The following is a 16790-nucleotide window of genomic DNA, read 5'->3' on the forward strand; positions in this document are numbered from 1 at the left end:
GGCAGCGCCGACGAACACCGTCATGAGGTGGCATGTATCGGACGCTCGTGCTTGACGTCGTGGGGCTCACGCCATCCTTGCTCGGTCCTTCCACTCCCCATCTCTCTCGGCTGGCTCGCGACGGTGCCATGCGGCCGCTCACGACGATCCTGCCGGCCGTCACCTGCTCCGTTCAATCGACGTTCACCACCGGCCTGCTGCCGTCGGATCACGGCTGTGTCGCGAACGGCTGGTACGATCGTGAGCTGGCGGAGGTGCTCTTTTGGCGGCAGTCGAACCACCTCGTCCAAGGTGAGAAGGTCTGGGAGGCGGCGGCCCGGCTCGACTCCAGCTTCACCTGTGCGAAGCTGTTCTGGTGGTACAACATGTACAGCACGGCGACCTATTCCGTCACGCCTCGCCCCGTCTATCCGGCGGACGGCCGCAAGATTCCCGACCTCTACACGCAGCCGGCCGCGCTGCGCGAAGAACTCGCTGATCACCTGGGGCCCTTTCCCCTCTTTCATTTCTGGGGGCCGGCGGCCGGTCGCCGATCGAGCGAATGGATCGCCCGGTGCGCCGCGTATGTGGACGAGACGCGGCGACCGACACTGACGCTCGTCTACCTGCCGCATCTCGATTACAACCTCCAACGCCTCGGCCCGCAGGACGTGCGTATGGCGACAGATCTCGAGGCGATCGATGAGCTGTGCGGCGTGCTGATCGATCGCGCGCGCCGGCAAGGCATGCGAACCGTCGTGCTGTCCGAATATGGCGTGACGGCGGTCGCTGGACCGGTGCACGTGAATCGCGCGCTGCGGGAAGCGGGCTGGCTCGCGGTGAGAGTCGAGCAGGGAGAGGAAAAGTTGGATGCCGGGGCATCGGACGCATTTGCCGTCGCCGATCATCAAGTCGCGCACATCTACATCCGACGCGCTGACCTCGTGCCGGCCGTCAGGTCGCTCATCGAAAACCTCCCTGGCGTCGAGCGAGTGCTCGATGAGGAGGGCAAGCGCGAGGCGGGGCTGAACCATCGACGGTCGGGGGATTTGGTGGCGGTGGCTCGGCCCGATTGCTGGTTCACGTATTATTTTTGGCTCGATGATGATCGTGCGCCCGACTACGCCCGCACCGTGGACATTCATCGAAAGCCAGGGTACGACCCGGTCGAGCTGTTTCTCGATCCGGCCCTTCGGATGCCGTCGGTCAAGGTCGGGTGGACCTTATTGAAACGATCCCTCGGCTTCCGAACGCTCATGGACGTGATTCCTCTCGACGCCTCGCTCGTCAAAGGCTCCCATGGTCGCCCGACGGACAAGCCCGAGGACGGCCCGCTCGTGATCTCCAGCGAACCCGACCTCCTTCCTGAAGGACCGCTCCATGCTGCGGACGTCAAGTCGTTCATCCTCGCGCACGTCTTCAAATCGACGTGATCAGATCTAGCAGGATGTTCAAAAAGGTCTTCCAGCAAGGCCGCAGCGAATGAGGAGGCGAGGCGTACTCTCAGCTGTACGTTGAACCTCCGAGTGATGCGAGGTGTGCGAGGCGAGGAATAACTCGCCTCACGTTTGCGCACGGGCGCGAGTTGGTGAGCGCCCAGTGTCTTCGAAGCTGGAGGCCTTTTTCAACATCCTGCTCACGTCCCACGGATCCAGCGCTGAGAGAGCACGGTCAATGGAAATCCCAGGGCAGTGAGGGCCGCCATCGCCGGATGTCCTTGCGAAAGGACCAGCAGCGCATCCAGAAGCGCAATGCCGGCGATGAGGGTCGCGACGACACGATGAGAGCCGGGCGAGCGCTTGGCTACAAATGACAAGGCCGCGACATAGACTGTGATCAGGAGCGCCCCGACCAGGAGCGGGCTGCGAACGCCGTTCACAACAGTCAGTGCGACCGTCAGGTACACGAGGCCGCGACAAGCGCCCATGATGAAGGGGGCCAAAGCATGGCGGTGCGATGCGTCGTACAGGACGATCGCGACGAACAGGGCGAGTGCGGCCTGAGCGCCATGCAGATGCTCCGTACCGCCACGGAGCGTGACGATGGCCCAGCCCAGGAAGAGCAACAGGAACCCGACGGCGAATACTTCACGAGGGCTGATGAGCCCGGCGGGAATCGGTCGATCCGGCCGAGCCCGCAGGTCGAACTCGCGATCGAAGGCATCGTTTAAGAACATGCCGCCGATGTAGAAGCATGAGATTGCGAGCAGCAGGGGCAGGACCGATGAGGCGTCGAGGCGCTCACCCGAGAGGACGATCGCCGCGATCACGTTCGTCCACACCGTGGGAAGATTGGACACTCGTCCCAATCGAAGATAGACGCTCGCCTTCGACGAGGGGACGGCAAGCTCATACATAGGATGAGGTCGCATTCCCAATTGAAGCGCCGGCAGACGGGACGTGCGTGAGGCGGTCGCGGACCCACATCAGCTCGCGCGCAATCGACTCCTCGACCTGCTCGGTCCGATACGCCTCGGGCAGCATCTCCCACGTGTACGTTTCCACCTCGAGATGCTGCGCCACCGGCTGAGCCGACAGCACGTCGAACAGGCCGTGCAGAAACGGCTGGGTGTTGAAGAACGCGCCGAGCCGTTCGAGAACAATCGGCACGTGGAAGTGAATCCGGCATTCCTGCCAGTCGGCCTGCGCCGTTGGAAGCGTCTGGAGCAGCTCGGGCAGATCCATGTATCGTGCGATCGTACCGTCCTGGCTTCTGACCACCGCCTGGTGCAAGTAGACGGCATCCGCAAATTGACCGAGCGGCCGGAGGAGATCGTGATTCGAGCCATCGCGCACGACACGCAATCCCGTGCTGACTTGCACCTTGTGGATCGGGATACCCGCGGCGCTCAATTGCCGGACAGCATCGGCGGGCTCGATGAATTGCAGGGCCAGGTGACACGCATCGAAACAGATGCCGAGATGGCGGCGAAGGGCGCTCTCGCTGTCGGTGAGCGAAAGGCCGGTGAGGTGCGCCAGTTGCCGAACCGCCGATCGACTGAACACCATCTGATCAAAGAAGCGCACCGCATCGACCGCGCTCTCGAGCACACAGCCCGGCTCGGGCTCCAACGCGAGCGCGATCGTCTTGCCGGTGCGTTCTCTGATCGCGATCAGCCGAGCCACATGCGAGAGGAGGCGCTCCACGCAGCGCGCTATGCCTTCCGTCCCCACGCCCGGTGCATAGGCTAACGGGACGGTACTGATCGTTCCAATTTGATCTGAGCCGTCTGACGGGAGAAGGTCGGCCAGCAGTTCGGCAAGGAGATTCGTGTAGTGGAGTCGTGCGTCTTCCCGCCAATCCGGTCGGTAGACGTCGGCTTTCACCGGCTGGCCGTGGAAGGGCCCGTAGGGAAAGCCGTTGATCGTTAAGATGTAGAGGCCGACTGATCGCAGGAAGTCCTTGAAGCGTGCCAGCTCGTCCCGGCGTGCCAGTTCCTCAGCCGCGCGTGCCGACAGCCTGAGGCCCACGCCGAACCGCGCATTCGGCACAACGCGTGCCTTCACGGCGACGACATGGCGAGCGATCGTCGCCCGAACCTCTGGCCAGCTTTCGCCCCGGTGGATGTTGGTGCAATAGGTGAGGTGCGGAGAGCCCGGGAGATCGAGAGTCATCGCTCTAGTCCGACCGTCTCTGGCCGCATTCGCGCGCTCCGGGTGTCACTGAACCTTCGCAGGTCATCGAGCGCCGCCCTCATCAGGTCTCGTTCGATCTGATGGCTTTCGAAGCCACGACCGATCCCAGCCAGCAAGGTGATCGAGAGGTCGCCGCCCAAATGCTCCTGAAACTCCTGCAAGCCGTCGAGCACCGCGTCATCGGCCAATACGTCGTGCCGGAGCGGAAGCCCGAGGCGGTGGAGGAGCATGAGGATCGCATCGGCGGCTCTCTGATCCAAGAAGCCGGCACGCGATGAATAAAGGCTGTCCAACGCGACGCCGAGCGCCACGGCCTCGCCATGGCGCACCGCGTAGCCGCTCAGCGTTTCAATCTTATGAGCGGCCCAGTGGCCGAAGTCGAGGGGTCGCGCACTTCCCTGCTCGAACGGATCACCCGATCGGGCGATGTGATCGAGATGCAGCCTCGCTGAGCGGCGAATCAGGACGGCAAGCTGGTCCATCTGCCCCTCGCGCAAGGCATCGACGTGGCGCTCGATCCAGCCGTACAGTCCCGCATCCCGAATCAACGCCGCCTTGACGGCCTCCGACAGACCCGCGATTCGCTCTCGCTCTGGGAGCGACGCAAGAAACCCAACGTCATTGATCACCGCAAACGGCGACGCAAAGGTCCCGAAATAGTTTTTCCGGCCGTACCCATTGATCCCGTTTTTCACACTCACACCCGAATCGTCCTGGCTCAACACGGTCGTCGGCAGCCGGACGACCCGTAGTCCGCGGTGCGCGATCGCCGCCGCATAGCCTGCCATGTCGAGCACGGCGCCTCCACCGACGATCATCACGACCGAGTGCCGGTCCAATGCGAGCGCCGCGAGGTGGTCCTGGACCATCTGCAACGCGAGCGGATCGTTCTTGGCCGCCTCGCCACCGGGCACGACGAGGGGCGGTCCGGCCATGACGAGGTGATCCGAATGCGCCACGAAGTAGCCATTGACCGCCTGGGTCACCGCCGGTGCCGCGTGCACAACGCCGCGATCGAGGACGAGGCAGATGCGATGTCTTCGACCACCTTCTCGTCGTCGAATTGCCGACTCGAGACACGCGTTCTTCGGATTAAACACGTCGGTGGTGAAATAAACCGGATAACGAAACTCCACCGTCAGGCTTTGCTCATGCCGGTCGCCGGCCTTCGTGCCGTTTATCGTTTTTGAATGCTGTTCGCCCATGCGTTGCTAGACACGCCAGCCCGGCGTGGAGATGTGACTGCCCTCTGGGACTCCACCCTTCCCGCTTTTAGCGGCGTTATAGTGCGTGGCGTATCAGGAGAAGGATGATTGCGGTGTAGTCAGCTTTGGAGGCAGCGTGCATGCGAGCCTTCGCTGTTTTGCAGATCGAGTTCGGCCGTCACGGCCGAGGCGACGCCTCAGCCGCGATTTCGAATCCGGCCTATTATGAGAAGAGGAGCGACATGGGTGAGGCGGTCTTGATCCGCGTTTTTAACCACGCCCGCTGCCGGTCGTTCTGCCATACCGAGATCACGCCCGATTCGTCAATGGCCGCGACCGCAGCCCATACCCAAATCACTAGCTCGCCGCGATGCAGCACATTGGAGTCGGCAAGCACGGTAAAGCCGGCGTAACGAATGAGCACTGTGGCCGTGCCGATAAACACGACCGATCCGCGCGAAAGGTCATATCTCAAAATCATCTACATCGGGAGAGAGCAGTCGGAGCGGGGGCAGTGGCTCCGCGTGAAGACAGGGCGGCCTGGACTGCTTGGACGCTCGGCGACGGCTGGGGGCGCCTGAACTTGGTGCGTCCGTGCTGTGCTGAACGCACCTTCGGACAGCAGGCGCCACCAGGACGCCGTCGCCTCGCTGAGCGGGTCGCCGCGCCGCTCTGATGGCGCTCCGCCGCTGCCCCCGTTCCGACTGCGGGAAAGGTGATTTTGAGTAGGTTCTAGTCTGCTGGATCGCCTCCGCGACGATATGGAATGGATGCCAACCGTGATTGTCGCGTCCATTGCCGGACGCGACTTTTCCTCACCGGCATCGCACCGTCCCAACGGAAGCTCTTTCCGTCCATGCTCTCTTGTGGCTTTTCCCCGCTTGACCGTCCCCCGCTGTTCCTTGTTTAATACTGCCCCGGTGGTGCAAGTCGTGCGGAAGCATACAAAGGAAATTTCGGCACTCAAGGACCATCTCGCCAAGCATCAACTCAAGCTCACGCGACAACGCGAGCAAATCCTCGACGTGTTTTTGAAGAATGAGCACATCACCGCGGAACAGATGTACCGCCAATTGGCGAAGAAGGATCCGCACATCGGCCTCGCCACGATCTACCGCACCTTGAACCTCTTCTGCGAAGCAGGGCTCGCGCAAGCGCGACACTTCGGCACCCAGACCCAATACGACAATGTGACGCACAAAGGCCATCACGATCATCTCATCTGCACCTCATGCGGGAAGATCGTCGAGTTCGAGAATTGCGACATCGAGCGCCTCCAGGAAGAAGTCGCCCGCCGCAACGGCTTCACCATCACCACCCACAAGCTCGAACTCTACGGTCTCTGCGCGGGGTGCCGCCATTGAGGTTCCGGCTTTTTTTTGATATCCTTATTGAGACCATGAATCAATTTCATCTCTGTCACCTGACCATGCGGGCCCGTCGCCCTCCTCTTCGCTGATGCTCCTCCGACGTTGCCAGATTGTTCTCATCGCCCTGTTGATCGGCTTCGCATCTGCCCCCTCTCCGCCGATCGCAACGGCAGCCGACCATCTAGTTGTCTACTCGGGGCGGGCCGAACGGCTGATCAAGCCCGTGCTCGATGCGTTTCAGGCCAAGTCCGGAATTCACATCGACCTGCTGTCCTCCGGCACGACGGAACTCGTCAATCGCCTGGAAGCGGAGGGGCCGCGTACGGCGGCCGACGTGTTCATCACGAATGATGTGGGTAGTCTCGAGCGGGCGCGGGAGCTGAAGCTGCTGTTGCCATTGGGCAGCCAGGCGTATGACGGGAAGATTCCGGCCGAGTATCGTGCGCCGGACAATAGCTGGATCGGCATCTCGGGACGCTTTTGGATCGTCGTGTACAACACCACGATGGTGAAGCCCGGTGACCTCACCTCGATCCTCGATTTGGCCGAGCCTCGCTGGAAGGGCAAGATCGCGATTCCCAACGCCGGCAGCGAATATTTGCAGGCCGGCGTCTCGGTCATCAAAGCGGTGTACGGGGATCAGCGAACCGAGCAGTTCTTACAGGGACTGAAAGCGAATGCCGGGACGCAGGTGTATGGGAAAAGCTCCCAGATCGTCGAGGCGGTGGCGAAGGGGCAGGCGGCCGTCGGTATCGTCAACCACTACTACATTTATCGACATCTCGAGACGCAACCGAACGCACCGATCGCACCGCTGATGCCCGATCAGCAACCTGGCGGCATGGGCGCGATCGTCAATGCGGCGGGTGCCGGCATCGTCGCATCCAGCCGGCATACCGATCTCGCAAAGCGCCTGATCGATTTTCTGATCTCACCCGAAGGCCAAAAGATGTTTGCGGACTTGAACAAGGAATATCCTCTCAACCCGGAGATTCAGCCGGACCCGGCGCTTCCTGCCCGCCAGAACTTCCGGGCGGCGGCTGTGCCGTTGACACGTCTCGGCGATCTGCGAGAGCCGGCCATGGCGTTGATCGAGAAGGCCGGACTTCGCTGATCGGCACCTAGGATGACGGCCTCACTCCGCCACGTGTTTCCCACCTCATTGTCGTTTCTCGGAATCTCCGTGGCGGTGTTCGTGTTTCTCCCGTTGGTGTACGTGACGGGACTGGCGCTCACGGCACAGCCGTCCCTGTGGGCCCGTTTGTGGCACACCCGCATCCCCGAGCTCCTGGCCAACACGGCGTGGCTTGCGCTCGGCGTCTCCATCGGCACGTTGGTGCTCGGTGTCTCGTTGGCCTGGCTGATCGTCCGCTACGATTTTTGGGGCCGGCGTGTCTGGGAGTGGGGTCTGGTGCTCCCGCTCACGATGCCGACGTACGTGCTCGCATACATCTACACGTACCTCCTCGGGATGGGCGGCCCTGTTGAGCAGATCTGGCAACTGGTGGCGGGGCCGGGGGCCCGGATCTTTCCGCCTCAGAGCCTTGCCGGCGCGGTCCTCGTGATGACGCTGGACACGTTTCCGTTCGTCTACCTGCTCACTCGCGCCGCATTGCTTACCTTCAACGTGTCGTTCGAGGAGGTCGCGCGCGCGTGCGGGGTGGACCGGCTTGGCATTCTCCGGCGCGTCACATTGCCGCTGCTCCGGCCGGCCATCGTCGCCGGCCTGTCGCTGGTGATTTTGTATGTCGTCTCGGACTTCGGCGCCGTCTCATTGCTGCGCTATCAAACCTTCACGTACGCGGTCTACCAGCAGATGACCGGCCGATACGACCATGCGGCGGCGGCCGTGCTGAGCGTGCTGCTTGTCGCTTTTGCCTTGCTGTTCCTGGTGGCCGAACGCTGGTTCCGTCAACAAAGCCGCTTTTACCAAACGACCGGCCGGTATCGGATTGCGCCTCGCACCCAGCTCGGTCTGTTGGGCAATATTTTGGCAGCGGGTTACTGTGCATTCGTCCTCGGGGCGTCCTTTCTGGTTCCCGCCGGGTTGTTGATCCAGTGGACGTTCCTCAGCACGACGGAGGGCACCGTCGACGCGCGGTTCTTGGGTTTCATCTGGAACAGCGCGCTGCTCTCCGGCATCGCGGCAACCGCGACGATCCTCCTCGGCACGCCGTTGGCCTATCTGGCGACACGACGCTCGTCCCGTTTCCATCTGTGGTGCTTACAGGCCGCGTATGCCGGCTATGTGCTTCCCGGCCCCGTCGGCGCCTTGGCCGTCCTGATGCTGTTTTCGCATCTCGCGCCGTTCTGGTATGGCTCGATTCTCGTCCTCATCGTGGCTTACGTCGTGCACTTTCTCCCGGCCGGTTTGCAAACGATGGAGCCGGCGCTGCAGCAGGTGACGCCGAACCTGGAAGAGGCGGCCAGGAGTCTCGGGTCGACGCCGTTCGATTCGCTGCGCCGCGTGACGTTGCCTTTGGTGCGCGGAGGATTCATCGTCGCCTGGGTCCTCGTCTTTCTGCAGTGCATGAAGGAGCTCCCCGCGACCTTGCTCCTTCGACCGGTAGGGTTCGATACGCTGGCGGTGCGAGTGTGGCTTGAAGCCAGTGAAGAATATTTTCGATTGGCCGCCCCGGCCGCCTTGTTGATCGTGCTCATGACCCTGCCCGCGTTGGTGTTGCTCGTCAAGAGAGACTGGCGAGCTGCGTAAGGAGGCTCGTGTCCGCGCTGACTCGGGATATCGGAACGCAGAGGAAGCCCGGCCTCCAGGTAAACGGCACAGCTCGGCCGACCGTGCTGGAACTGCGCAAGGTGACCTGTGCCTATCAAGTAGGCCGGCCGGCGATCGCCGATATGTCGCTCACGGCACAAGAAGGGGACATCGTCTGCTTGCTGGGACCCTCGGGCTGCGGGAAGACGACGACGCTCCGGGCGATCGCCGGGTTCGAGCCGGTGGTCTCCGGCGAGATCCTTCTGCAAGGCCGACTGGTCTCTGCGCCGCACGTGGCGATCCCGACCGAGGAACGGCGTGTGGGAATGGTGTTTCAGGAATACGCCTTGTTCCCTCACTTGCGGGTCGCCGACAATGTCGCGTTCGGCTTGCGCCATCTGACCGCCGAAGAACGCGCGGCTCAGGTCGAGACGATGCTCGCCATGGTTGGCTTGACGGGCATGGAACGCCGGTACCCGCATCAACTCTCGGGGGGCCAGCAACAGCGCGTTGCGTTGGCGCGGGCGCTCGCGCCGAAGCCGGTCGTCCTGCTCCTGGATGAACCCTTCAGTAACCTCGATCCGGACATGACGGGCAAGATGCGCGAAGACCTCCTGCAGCTCTTGCGTCAAACGAGAACGACCGCCGTCCTCGTCACGCACGACCACGAGGAAGCGTTCGCCATGGCGGATCAGATCGCCGTGCTGAACAACGGACGGCTCGAGCAGCTCGACACGCCCGAAGCCATTTATCATATGCCTGCGTCTCCCTTCGTTGCCGATTTTGTCGGTCAAGCCGATTTCATTCCCGGCAAGGTCGAGGACGACAAGGTCATCACCGAGCTGGGCGATTTTCCAAACGAGCGCCTGTTCCCTACCGGCACCTCCGTCGTCGTGATGATCCGGCCGGACGACGTGCACATTACACCCTCGGATGACGCCAAGGCCCGCATCCTCTCCCGTCAGTTTCGTGGTTCGGAAAATTTGTATACGATCGCCTTGCCATCGGGTCACCTCGTCCACAGCACCGAATCGTCCACGTACGTCTATCCCACCGGCACAGCGGTGGAACTCCAAATCATTGCCACTCACACCGTCCTCTTTGCCGCCCCAACAGCCGGCCCGTCGACGACTCCCTGTTGACCAGCCGCTCTCCGGTTGACACGATCCGGCTGTTCTGGCATCGTCGTATGTTTATGTTCCCCGTAAGCGAGGTCAATCATGGATGCCCTCAAGAACGTCGTGGATTACGGTGTGATCGGCCTACTCATCGCGCTCAGCATCTGGGCCGTCGCCGTCGCAATCGAACGTTGGTTGTTCTACCGCCGCGTGGACATTGCTCAATTCCCCACACACCAGCTCTGTGAAATTGCGTTGACCCGCCGCCTGGTCGTCATCGGGACCATCGCCGCGAACGCCCCGTACATCGGCTTGCTGGGCACGGTTCTCGGCATCATGCTGACGTTTCAGACGATGGGGACGGCCGGAACGATGGCGGTCAGTACGATCATGATCGGCCTCAGCTTGGCCTTGAAGGCCACCGCAATGGGGTTGCTCGTGGCGATCCCCTGTGTCGTCATGAACAACGTCCTTCGCCGCCGCGTGACCGAGTTGGTCATGCTGTACAAGAGCCAACATGGATCGTGAACTCGATCAGATCAACGTCATTCCGCTCGTCGATGTCATGCTGGTGCTCTTGGTGATCGTCCTGACGACGGCGACGTTCATTTCCACCGGCCAAATTCCCGTCGACCTGGCGAAAGCGAAAGAGGCCGGGGACCGCCATGACACTCCACTCGTGATCACATTGATTGCCGACGGCAGCCTCTTCCTCAATGATCAGCCGGTGTCGGAAGACGGCTTGAAGACCGCGTTGCTGACCCATCCCCGCGAATCGCTCGTCGTCGTCCGCGCCGATCGCGTCACATTGCTGGAGCGGTTCGTCAAACTCGTCGATGACGTCCGGGGCCTGGGATTCCAGCAGGTCAGCCTGGAGGTCGTGCGCTCATGACGGCGACCGCGCCCCGCTATGCCGCCGGCTGGCTGTTATCCGTCGTCATGCACGTCTCACTGATCGCGGCCGCGATGATAGCCCTGTCGGACCTCCACCTCGCCCCTCAGCCGGAGCCGTTCCGTTGGGACGTCGCGCTGCTCGGCGCTGCCCCTTCCACATCGACCGATCATGCCTCCGGCGTTCAAGGTACCGCTCCTTCGGACACCGTGGCTGCCGATGTATCGCCTTCCGCTGCGTCCCCTCCTCCCGCCGTGCCGGCGCGCGCCGAGCCGGTCGAGGCCGGATTAACGCATGCAAGGGCCGACGCTCGCCGCGCTCCAGCGCCCCGGCGGGAACGGTCAACGTCGCAGTCTTCTTCGGGCGATCAGACACCACAGGCCTTCCCACCCACCCCCGCTCAGCACTCGCCGAAACCCGAACCGACCGCCGTAGCGAATGCCACCACGGCGCGCGCCCCTGAGGCTGGTATCACTGCTCATGAGCGGGTGGCGAAGAGGGAACAATCAGAAACACCATCAGATTCGGAGAGAACGCCACAGGCCACTCAGCTGTCGACACCCGCTCAGCGTGACGCGGCCGTGACTCAACCGGCAAGCGAGACGCGGGAGGACGTGAGGCACGAGCCGGTGCAGCAGTCGGCTGCTCCTCCATCAATTAGACGCCCCGAACCGGCGAGCAGTCACCCTGGAACATCTGCTGAACAACCGGCGACGGCTCAGCACGACATGGTGGAAGCCAAAGCCCATCTGGCCTCACAAGGAAAGCCGGACTACGGTTGGCTGGGGCAGATGCTGGCCAGCCAATTCCAGGCCGCGTTCAAATACCCGCCCGATGCGCGGCTGTTACGGTTAGAGGGTCGGGTCGTTCTTCGAGTGACGGTGAAGGAGACAGGCGAATTGATCGTGGAGGTCCAGGAAAGCTCGGGGCATCAGACACTCGATCAAGCAGCCATCGAAGCGTATCGTCGACTCTCGCCGATCAAGCTCGATCATCCTCTCGGCCGATCACACGTCCGTCTCCTCCAACGCGCCAAGCTTACGGTGGATGACCAGGCGACCACCGGCCGGTAAGCCCGGACGACACCCGCACGCCGCCTGCATCGTCGACGATCACCGCCTCGACATTCGGCAGCCGCTCGACCAATTGCATCCCGCGCTCCGGTCCCAGCACGAAGATCGCCGTGTCCAGCCCGTCAGCCATCACACCGTCCTTCGCGACGACCGTGACACTTTGGCAACCGCGGGCGGGCTTGAGCGTCACCGGATCGAGAATGTGGTGATAGCGCACGCCGTCTCGTTCAAAGAACCGCTCATAGTCGCCGGCCGTTGAAATCGCTTCATCCTGTAAGGTGACCGTACCCAGCAGCGCGTGCTCCTCACGGGGGTGCTGAACGCCAAACCGTGATCCGACACTCGTCGGCACAGAGCCAAACGTCTTGATGTCCCCGGAGAGTGCCACGATGCCGGCCGTCGCCCCCGCCCGCTTCATTACTGCGGCAGCGTAGTCGGCCGCGAGCCCTTTGCCGATGCCGCCGATGTCGAGCTGCATGCCGGCCTTCCTCAAAAAGACCGTCCGCGCTCGCTCGTCCACCTGAACAGCGGTCAAGTCCACGAGCGGCCGGAGCCGCGCGAGCTCTTCATCCGTCGGAATCCGCTGCTGCTCGTTCACGTCCCAGGCAGAGACGGCGGGCCCGATTGCGATGTTGAACGCGCCGTCGGTGAGCCGACCGATCTCTTGCGACTGCGTGATGAGGTCGATCGTCTCGGCGCTGACCGACACCGGTTGGCGTCCGGCGGCCGCATTGATCCGTGAGAGATCGCTCGTGGGAATCCACGTGCTCCAGAGGCCTTCGAGGCGCTTGATTTCCGCTAACGCGGCCGCGGCGGCGGCCGCCGCCGCGGGCTCATCCGGCGCGACCGCGGTGACGAAGACCAGCGTCCCCATCAGCAGTTGACTGCGCTTCTCGATTGCGGTGGAGCCGGCAGGCTGAGGCGAGCGGCAACTGATCAGGACGAGCACAAGGGGAAGCAAGAGCGTGAGCACTCGGACTACGGGGAAGGTCACGCCGGCACCGTTACCACCAGTGCCGCCGAAAATAACGGGGGTTACGGGGGTAGGGCGCGACCTCATACAGTCGCGTCTCCAGGACCGCTGGTTCCGGCAAGCTGCTCGTCACCGTTTGTCCCTCCCAATCGGGATGCTCCTCCAGAAACTTTTGCACGGATTCCCGCGCGCTCTCCGGATCTTCGATGATCGAGACGACGACCTTTCGTCCATACTGCGGCGTCTCGATCCCGAACCGCCACGTGCCGACCGAGACGAGTCCGGTATCGGCCACGGTGAACACGGCCTGCAGATCAGCCATCGACATGAACGGACCTTCACTGATTTGCACCCGGCTTAACTCATAGGGTCCGGGCGGGACTTCAATCGCAAACCGGCGGTCCTCCGCTTCCAGCAACACCTGATAGCGCTCATGGGTGTCGCGGTTGACGAGCTCGACAAAGCGAACGGCAGGCAGATACCAGCGCGTCGTGGGCCCGAGTAACACCGAGACGGCGCGGCCCAACACCACCGGCTTGTTGGGGGGCAGGTCTTCTGCTACCGCGGGCAGCCGAGTGGTGCAGCCGGGAGAGGTTGCGATCAGGATCATGCCGATGGTCAAGCCGACGCTCGCTCTTCGGTAAACGGGAACACGGTGGATCATCTGACAGCCCAGAAGGCGGAATGCCACGGCGCATTATATCGGAATTCCTCGCCCAACCGCCTCGCAATCAACGCCTGCGAGCCCAATCGGCTTTGCGCCTTCACAGAGGGCCGATCGCCAATACAGTTTTCCCTTGACAGCGTTCGGCGCCATGAGATATTAAGAATCGTTCTCAATTTCAACTAGGCGTCATGCCAATGACATCTTCATCGGACAGCGCCCGCGCCAAGACCCGTCCTCGCGACAGCGAAGCACGGTGCGAGTGCGGGCAATTGATGGCGAAGCTGCTCGGCCACGGCATCGAACTGAAGTGCAAGCGTTGCCGCCGCCTCGTCATTATCCCATTCAGCGGCATCGAAGGATGGCCGCAGGCGCCGCCATGAGTCACCGAAAGGACTGACACAGCCGATTCGATCTCAGAAGGTCAGAGACCGTCGAGTCCCGAGCCAAGCCCAACGACAGCCTAGAGGAGGAATGCCATGGGCAGGTGGTTCAGACTCACGGTCATCATCGTGTGTGCTGCGGTCGCTTCACCGGCGATCGCCCAAGACCGGACGCTGGAAGAACGACTCCAACGTTTGGAAAAAGGTTTTCAGGAACTCGAAGAGAAAGAAAAGCGGGAACGAGAAGGGACGAGGCCAGACGTGGTGAGGCCGGAAATTCTGCGACCGACGGAAGAGCCCGCCGAACCGGGCATTGGCTCGCTACCGGACGTCGCAAAGGATCTTCGCCGCGAGCAGCAGGCGCCATTGTCGTTCGGGTCCACCGGCTCCGGTCGTCTCGTCTATGCCAAGCCGTTCGTCGCGGCGCCCAAGGCGATTCTCGGCGGCTATATGGACATCTTCTACCAGAACAGTCGCAAGCCGAGCATCGACAACGGCACGAGCGGCATTACGGGGCAAGGCGTGAGCAGCAGCTTCGATCAGCAGCGGTTCGTCCCGTTCATCTATGCGGACATTACCGAGCACGTGAAAATGGCCGCGGAACTCGAGATCGAGCATGGTATTCGTGAGACATCCGAGAACGAATTGGAGTTCGGCCTCGAGTTCGCGACGATCGACTATCTGGTCCGCGAACAAGTGAACCTGCGCGCCGGCATCATTCTCTTGCCGGTCGGCAAATTCAACCTGCTGCATGACTCGCCGTTGAACGATCTGCCCGCGCGGCCGCTGGTGGATCAATTCATCATCCCCACGACGATGTCGGAAACGGGGGCCGGGTTTTATGGCACGTTTTACCCGTCGCGCCTGTCGAAACTGGATTATGAGTTCTACGTGACGACCGGCCCATGCGGCACGACATCGAACGGCACGCCGTCCGCGAACGAAATCAACGGGACACGCGGCACGCGCCAACGGAAGTGCTTCACGTCAGATGGGCTCGACATCAACAACGGAAAAGCCATTGTCGGCCGTCTCGCATTCAGTCCATTTCTCGGCGTCGAAGTGGCCGGCTCGGGCTACCACGGGTCATATGATCCGTGGAGCAAGCGCCCGATGAGCATTTGGGCTGTTGATTGGACGCTGCAACGCGGACCCTGGGAGCTCATCGGCGAAGCGGCGTGGGTCTACATCCAAGATAATTCTCGGGCGATTCCCGGCAATTCGATCAACGGCGGTGTGCAGCCGGGTTCTCTGCTGACCGGGATCGGCGGCAACAGCGGGCTCGGCATCCCCCCGCAGCGAATGAGCGGCTACTACATTCAAGGCAACTACCACTTCATGCCGGAATTCCTCGCGCGCTGGGCGCCAAAGCGATTCGGCGAGGGCTCGACGTTCACGGCCGTCGTCCGTTGGGATCAGGTCAACACCAACCAGGATAATCCCGGAGGATTCGGCGACCTGCAGCGGTTGACGCTGGGGCTGAACTTTCGGCCCGTCGAGGACACGGTGTTCAAGTTCGGCTACTTTTTCGACATGAAGGCGACGAATCAAGCAAACGACCAACGGATTCACGACAACGGCGTCATGTTGATGGCGGCGACGTACTTCTAACGGAGAGCGTGGATGGGCCATGCCCATCCACGCCGCATCGAGGGCCCCTGTGAATCGCATCGTCTTCTTTAGCGTGGTCATCGCGGTCCTGAATGGGTGCGCCAGCCTGGAACAGCAGCGAACCTTCACGTGCACGTATGACACGGTGTGGGACGCGACGCTCGATGCGATGAAAGGGTTTCCTGTTACCAATCGGGACAAGGCCGCCGGCGTCATTGAAACCGGATGGGTTGAAATGGCGGCCAAAGAGCGAGGCTTCGGCGCCTTTCAACGGGATGCGTTCGACAACAAAGAGCGGGCCCGAATGACCGTGACGGTGGATCGAACACGAGATGGCTCGGCATCGGTCACCGTGAGCGAGCAACGCCAGCGGTGGCATCTCCGTGGCGGCGTGACGCAACTGGCGACGAAATGGACTCCGGTGGACCCATCGGAAGAAGCCATGAACGGCGTGCTCAACCAAGTCAACAACAAATTGAAGGATCGAGGATGTTCGTCCACATGACACCGTGGTTCATCTTGTTCGCGCTCCTGTTCGTGACGCCGGGCCACGTTCGCGCCGAGCGGATCTGGGACGACGAGCTCAAGCGCTATTTGACCGAGCAGGAAATGAGTCATGCCGAGGTCTTCATGACCGAGGAAGACGCGGTCAACATGATTTTTGCCAAGTCGGATAGCGTGCGAAAAGAACGGCTCGACCTCTCGCCTGAACAAAAAGCGCGCGTCGAATCGCGCATCGGGTGGAGGTTCCCGGAAACGAGTTTCGAAATCTACGTCGGTGAGAAGGGCGGCAAAGTCGACGGCTATGCGATGGTGCAGAACACGATCGGCAAGCACAAGCCGATGACGTACATGGTGGGCGTCGATGCCCGCGGCCGCGTGTCCTGTGTCGAGTTGCTCGTATTTCGAGAAGCACGGGGCAGCGAGGTCGGCAAGAAGCGCTTCAGCTATCAGTACGAAGGCAAGACGGTCTTGGATCCGGTGCGGATCAATCGGGACATCATCAACATCAGCGGCGCCACCATGTCGGTCCGTTCGATGAGCGCGGGGGTCAAACGCGTGCTCGTCCTCGTCGATGAGTTCTATCTGAAACCGATCGGCCTCGGCAGTGACACGGCGGAAGGGCGCCGGGCACAAAAGGGATTTTTCGGCATGCTGTTCGGGAACTGACATG

Annotated in this window: 18 protein-coding genes; 12 read left to right on the top strand and 6 right to left on the bottom strand. The window is 62.1% G+C overall.

The window, feature by feature from the left end:
• The first annotated feature begins 32 nt into the window (after positions 1–32).
• Complete coding sequence (locus tag AC1U7K_RS05665) at positions 33–1412, top strand: alkaline phosphatase family protein (protein WP_480249922.1); 1380 nt, start codon at positions 33–35, stop codon at positions 1410–1412.
• Between the two features lie 203 nt (positions 1413–1615).
• On the opposite strand, the gene AC1U7K_RS05670 is transcribed toward AC1U7K_RS05665, so the two are convergent.
• From AC1U7K_RS05670 to AC1U7K_RS05685, 4 genes are all read right to left on the bottom strand, one after another.
• Entirely contained in the window at positions 1616–2335 is a 720-nt protein-coding gene (locus tag AC1U7K_RS05670) for a UbiA family prenyltransferase (protein ID WP_480249923.1), read from the bottom strand.
• Positions 2328–3593 carry a metabolite traffic protein EboE gene (gene eboE, locus AC1U7K_RS05675; protein ID WP_480249924.1) on the bottom strand — a complete coding sequence of 422 codons (1266 nt, stop codon included), beginning with the start codon at positions 3591–3593 and terminating at the stop codon, positions 2328–2330. Before eboE ends, AC1U7K_RS05670 begins: the two co-directional genes overlap by 8 nt.
• On the bottom strand, positions 3590–4819 hold the full coding sequence (locus AC1U7K_RS05680; RefSeq protein ID WP_480249926.1) for a 3-dehydroquinate synthase: 1230 nt from the start codon (positions 4817–4819) through the stop codon (positions 3590–3592). The genes eboE and AC1U7K_RS05680 overlap by 4 nt, the downstream gene beginning before the upstream one ends.
• A gap of 223 nt (positions 4820–5042) precedes the next feature.
• Positions 5043–5264, bottom strand: a complete 222-nt coding sequence (locus AC1U7K_RS05685) for a hypothetical protein (RefSeq protein ID WP_480249927.1) — start codon at positions 5262–5264, stop codon at positions 5043–5045.
• A gap of 487 nt (positions 5265–5751) precedes the next feature.
• Between AC1U7K_RS05685 and AC1U7K_RS05690 the strand changes: the two genes are divergently transcribed.
• From AC1U7K_RS05690 to AC1U7K_RS05720, 7 genes are all read left to right on the top strand, one after another.
• Positions 5752–6183 carry a Fur family transcriptional regulator gene (locus AC1U7K_RS05690; RefSeq protein WP_480249928.1) on the top strand — a complete coding sequence of 144 codons (432 nt, stop codon included), beginning with the start codon at positions 5752–5754 and terminating at the stop codon, positions 6181–6183.
• Between the two features lie 94 nt (positions 6184–6277).
• Positions 6278–7303, top strand: coding sequence for an extracellular solute-binding protein (locus tag AC1U7K_RS05695; protein WP_480249930.1), 1026 nt, complete (start codon positions 6278–6280; stop codon positions 7301–7303).
• Positions 7304–7315: 12 nt separating this feature from the next.
• The gene (locus AC1U7K_RS05700; protein ID WP_480249933.1) at positions 7316–8902 is read left to right on the top strand and encodes an ABC transporter permease; all 1587 of its coding nucleotides are present in this window, start codon (positions 7316–7318) and stop codon (positions 8900–8902) included.
• An 8-nt stretch (positions 8903–8910) separates the two neighbouring features.
• Positions 8911–10044 (top strand): ABC transporter ATP-binding protein, encoded by a 1134-nt coding sequence (locus AC1U7K_RS05705; RefSeq protein WP_480249934.1) that lies wholly within the window; start codon positions 8911–8913, stop codon positions 10042–10044.
• A gap of 78 nt (positions 10045–10122) precedes the next feature.
• Positions 10123–10548, top strand: coding sequence for a TonB-system energizer ExbB (gene exbB, locus AC1U7K_RS05710; protein WP_480249935.1), 426 nt, complete (start codon positions 10123–10125; stop codon positions 10546–10548).
• Complete coding sequence (locus AC1U7K_RS05715; protein WP_480249936.1) at positions 10538–10912, top strand: biopolymer transporter ExbD; 375 nt, start codon at positions 10538–10540, stop codon at positions 10910–10912. Before exbB ends, AC1U7K_RS05715 begins: the two co-directional genes overlap by 11 nt.
• Positions 10909–11985: a TonB family protein gene (locus tag AC1U7K_RS05720; protein WP_480249937.1), complete on the top strand. Its 1077-nt coding sequence runs from the start codon at positions 10909–10911 to the stop codon at positions 11983–11985. Before AC1U7K_RS05715 ends, AC1U7K_RS05720 begins: the two co-directional genes overlap by 4 nt.
• Here the strand turns inward: AC1U7K_RS05720 and AC1U7K_RS05725 are convergent.
• Positions 11951–12979, bottom strand: a complete 1029-nt coding sequence (locus AC1U7K_RS05725; protein WP_480249939.1) for an FAD:protein FMN transferase — start codon at positions 12977–12979, stop codon at positions 11951–11953. The genes AC1U7K_RS05720 and AC1U7K_RS05725 overlap by 35 nt on opposite strands.
• 10 nt (positions 12980–12989) lie before the next feature.
• A complete protein-coding gene (locus AC1U7K_RS05730) occupies positions 12990–13568 on the bottom strand; it encodes a hypothetical protein (RefSeq protein WP_480249940.1) in 579 nt (192 codons plus the stop codon).
• Between the two features lie 245 nt (positions 13569–13813).
• Between AC1U7K_RS05730 and AC1U7K_RS05735 the strand changes: the two genes are divergently transcribed.
• From AC1U7K_RS05735 to AC1U7K_RS05750, 4 genes are all read left to right on the top strand, one after another.
• The gene (locus AC1U7K_RS05735; protein WP_480249941.1) at positions 13814–14005 is read left to right on the top strand and encodes a hypothetical protein; all 192 of its coding nucleotides are present in this window, start codon (positions 13814–13816) and stop codon (positions 14003–14005) included.
• Between the two features lie 96 nt (positions 14006–14101).
• A complete protein-coding gene (locus tag AC1U7K_RS05740) occupies positions 14102–15616 on the top strand; it encodes a hypothetical protein (protein ID WP_480249943.1) in 1515 nt (504 codons plus the stop codon).
• A 49-nt stretch (positions 15617–15665) separates the two neighbouring features.
• Positions 15666–16121 carry a DUF3576 domain-containing protein gene (locus AC1U7K_RS05745; protein WP_480249946.1) on the top strand — a complete coding sequence of 152 codons (456 nt, stop codon included), beginning with the start codon at positions 15666–15668 and terminating at the stop codon, positions 16119–16121.
• Positions 16106–16786 carry an FMN-binding protein gene (locus AC1U7K_RS05750; protein ID WP_480249949.1) on the top strand — a complete coding sequence of 227 codons (681 nt, stop codon included), beginning with the start codon at positions 16106–16108 and terminating at the stop codon, positions 16784–16786. The genes AC1U7K_RS05745 and AC1U7K_RS05750 overlap by 16 nt, the downstream gene beginning before the upstream one ends.
• Positions 16787–16790 lie beyond the last annotated feature (4 nt).

The sequence above is a fragment of the Nitrospira sp. Vd2 genome, from assembly GCF_979581665.1.

Excerpts from the sequence above, each read along its gene's own strand:
- AC1U7K_RS05740 (WP_480249943.1), top strand. The coding sequence starts at position 14,102 with ATGGGCAGGTGGTTCAGACTCACGGTCATCATCGTGTGTGCTGCGGTC.
- AC1U7K_RS05735 (WP_480249941.1), top strand. The coding sequence starts at position 13,814 with ATGCCAATGACATCTTCATCGGACAGCGCCCGCGCCAAGACCCGTCCT.
- AC1U7K_RS05695 (WP_480249930.1), top strand. The coding sequence starts at position 6,278 with ATGCTCCTCCGACGTTGCCAGATTGTTCTCATCGCCCTGTTGATCGGC.
- AC1U7K_RS05700 (WP_480249933.1), top strand. The coding sequence starts at position 7,316 with ATGACGGCCTCACTCCGCCACGTGTTTCCCACCTCATTGTCGTTTCTC.
- AC1U7K_RS05670 (WP_480249923.1), bottom strand. The coding sequence starts at position 2,335 with ATGTATGAGCTTGCCGTCCCCTCGTCGAAGGCGAGCGTCTATCTTCGA.
- AC1U7K_RS05680 (WP_480249926.1), bottom strand. The coding sequence starts at position 4,819 with ATGGGCGAACAGCATTCAAAAACGATAAACGGCACGAAGGCCGGCGAC.
- AC1U7K_RS05730 (WP_480249940.1), bottom strand. The coding sequence starts at position 13,568 with ATGATCCTGATCGCAACCTCTCCCGGCTGCACCACTCGGCTGCCCGCG.
- AC1U7K_RS05665 (WP_480249922.1), top strand. The coding sequence starts at position 33 with ATGTATCGGACGCTCGTGCTTGACGTCGTGGGGCTCACGCCATCCTTG.
- AC1U7K_RS05720 (WP_480249937.1), top strand. The coding sequence starts at position 10,909 with ATGACGGCGACCGCGCCCCGCTATGCCGCCGGCTGGCTGTTATCCGTC.
- exbB (WP_480249935.1), top strand. The coding sequence starts at position 10,123 with ATGGATGCCCTCAAGAACGTCGTGGATTACGGTGTGATCGGCCTACTC.
- AC1U7K_RS05750 (WP_480249949.1), top strand. The coding sequence starts at position 16,106 with ATGTTCGTCCACATGACACCGTGGTTCATCTTGTTCGCGCTCCTGTTC.
- eboE (WP_480249924.1), bottom strand. The coding sequence starts at position 3,593 with ATGACTCTCGATCTCCCGGGCTCTCCGCACCTCACCTATTGCACCAAC.
- AC1U7K_RS05715 (WP_480249936.1), top strand. The coding sequence starts at position 10,538 with ATGGATCGTGAACTCGATCAGATCAACGTCATTCCGCTCGTCGATGTC.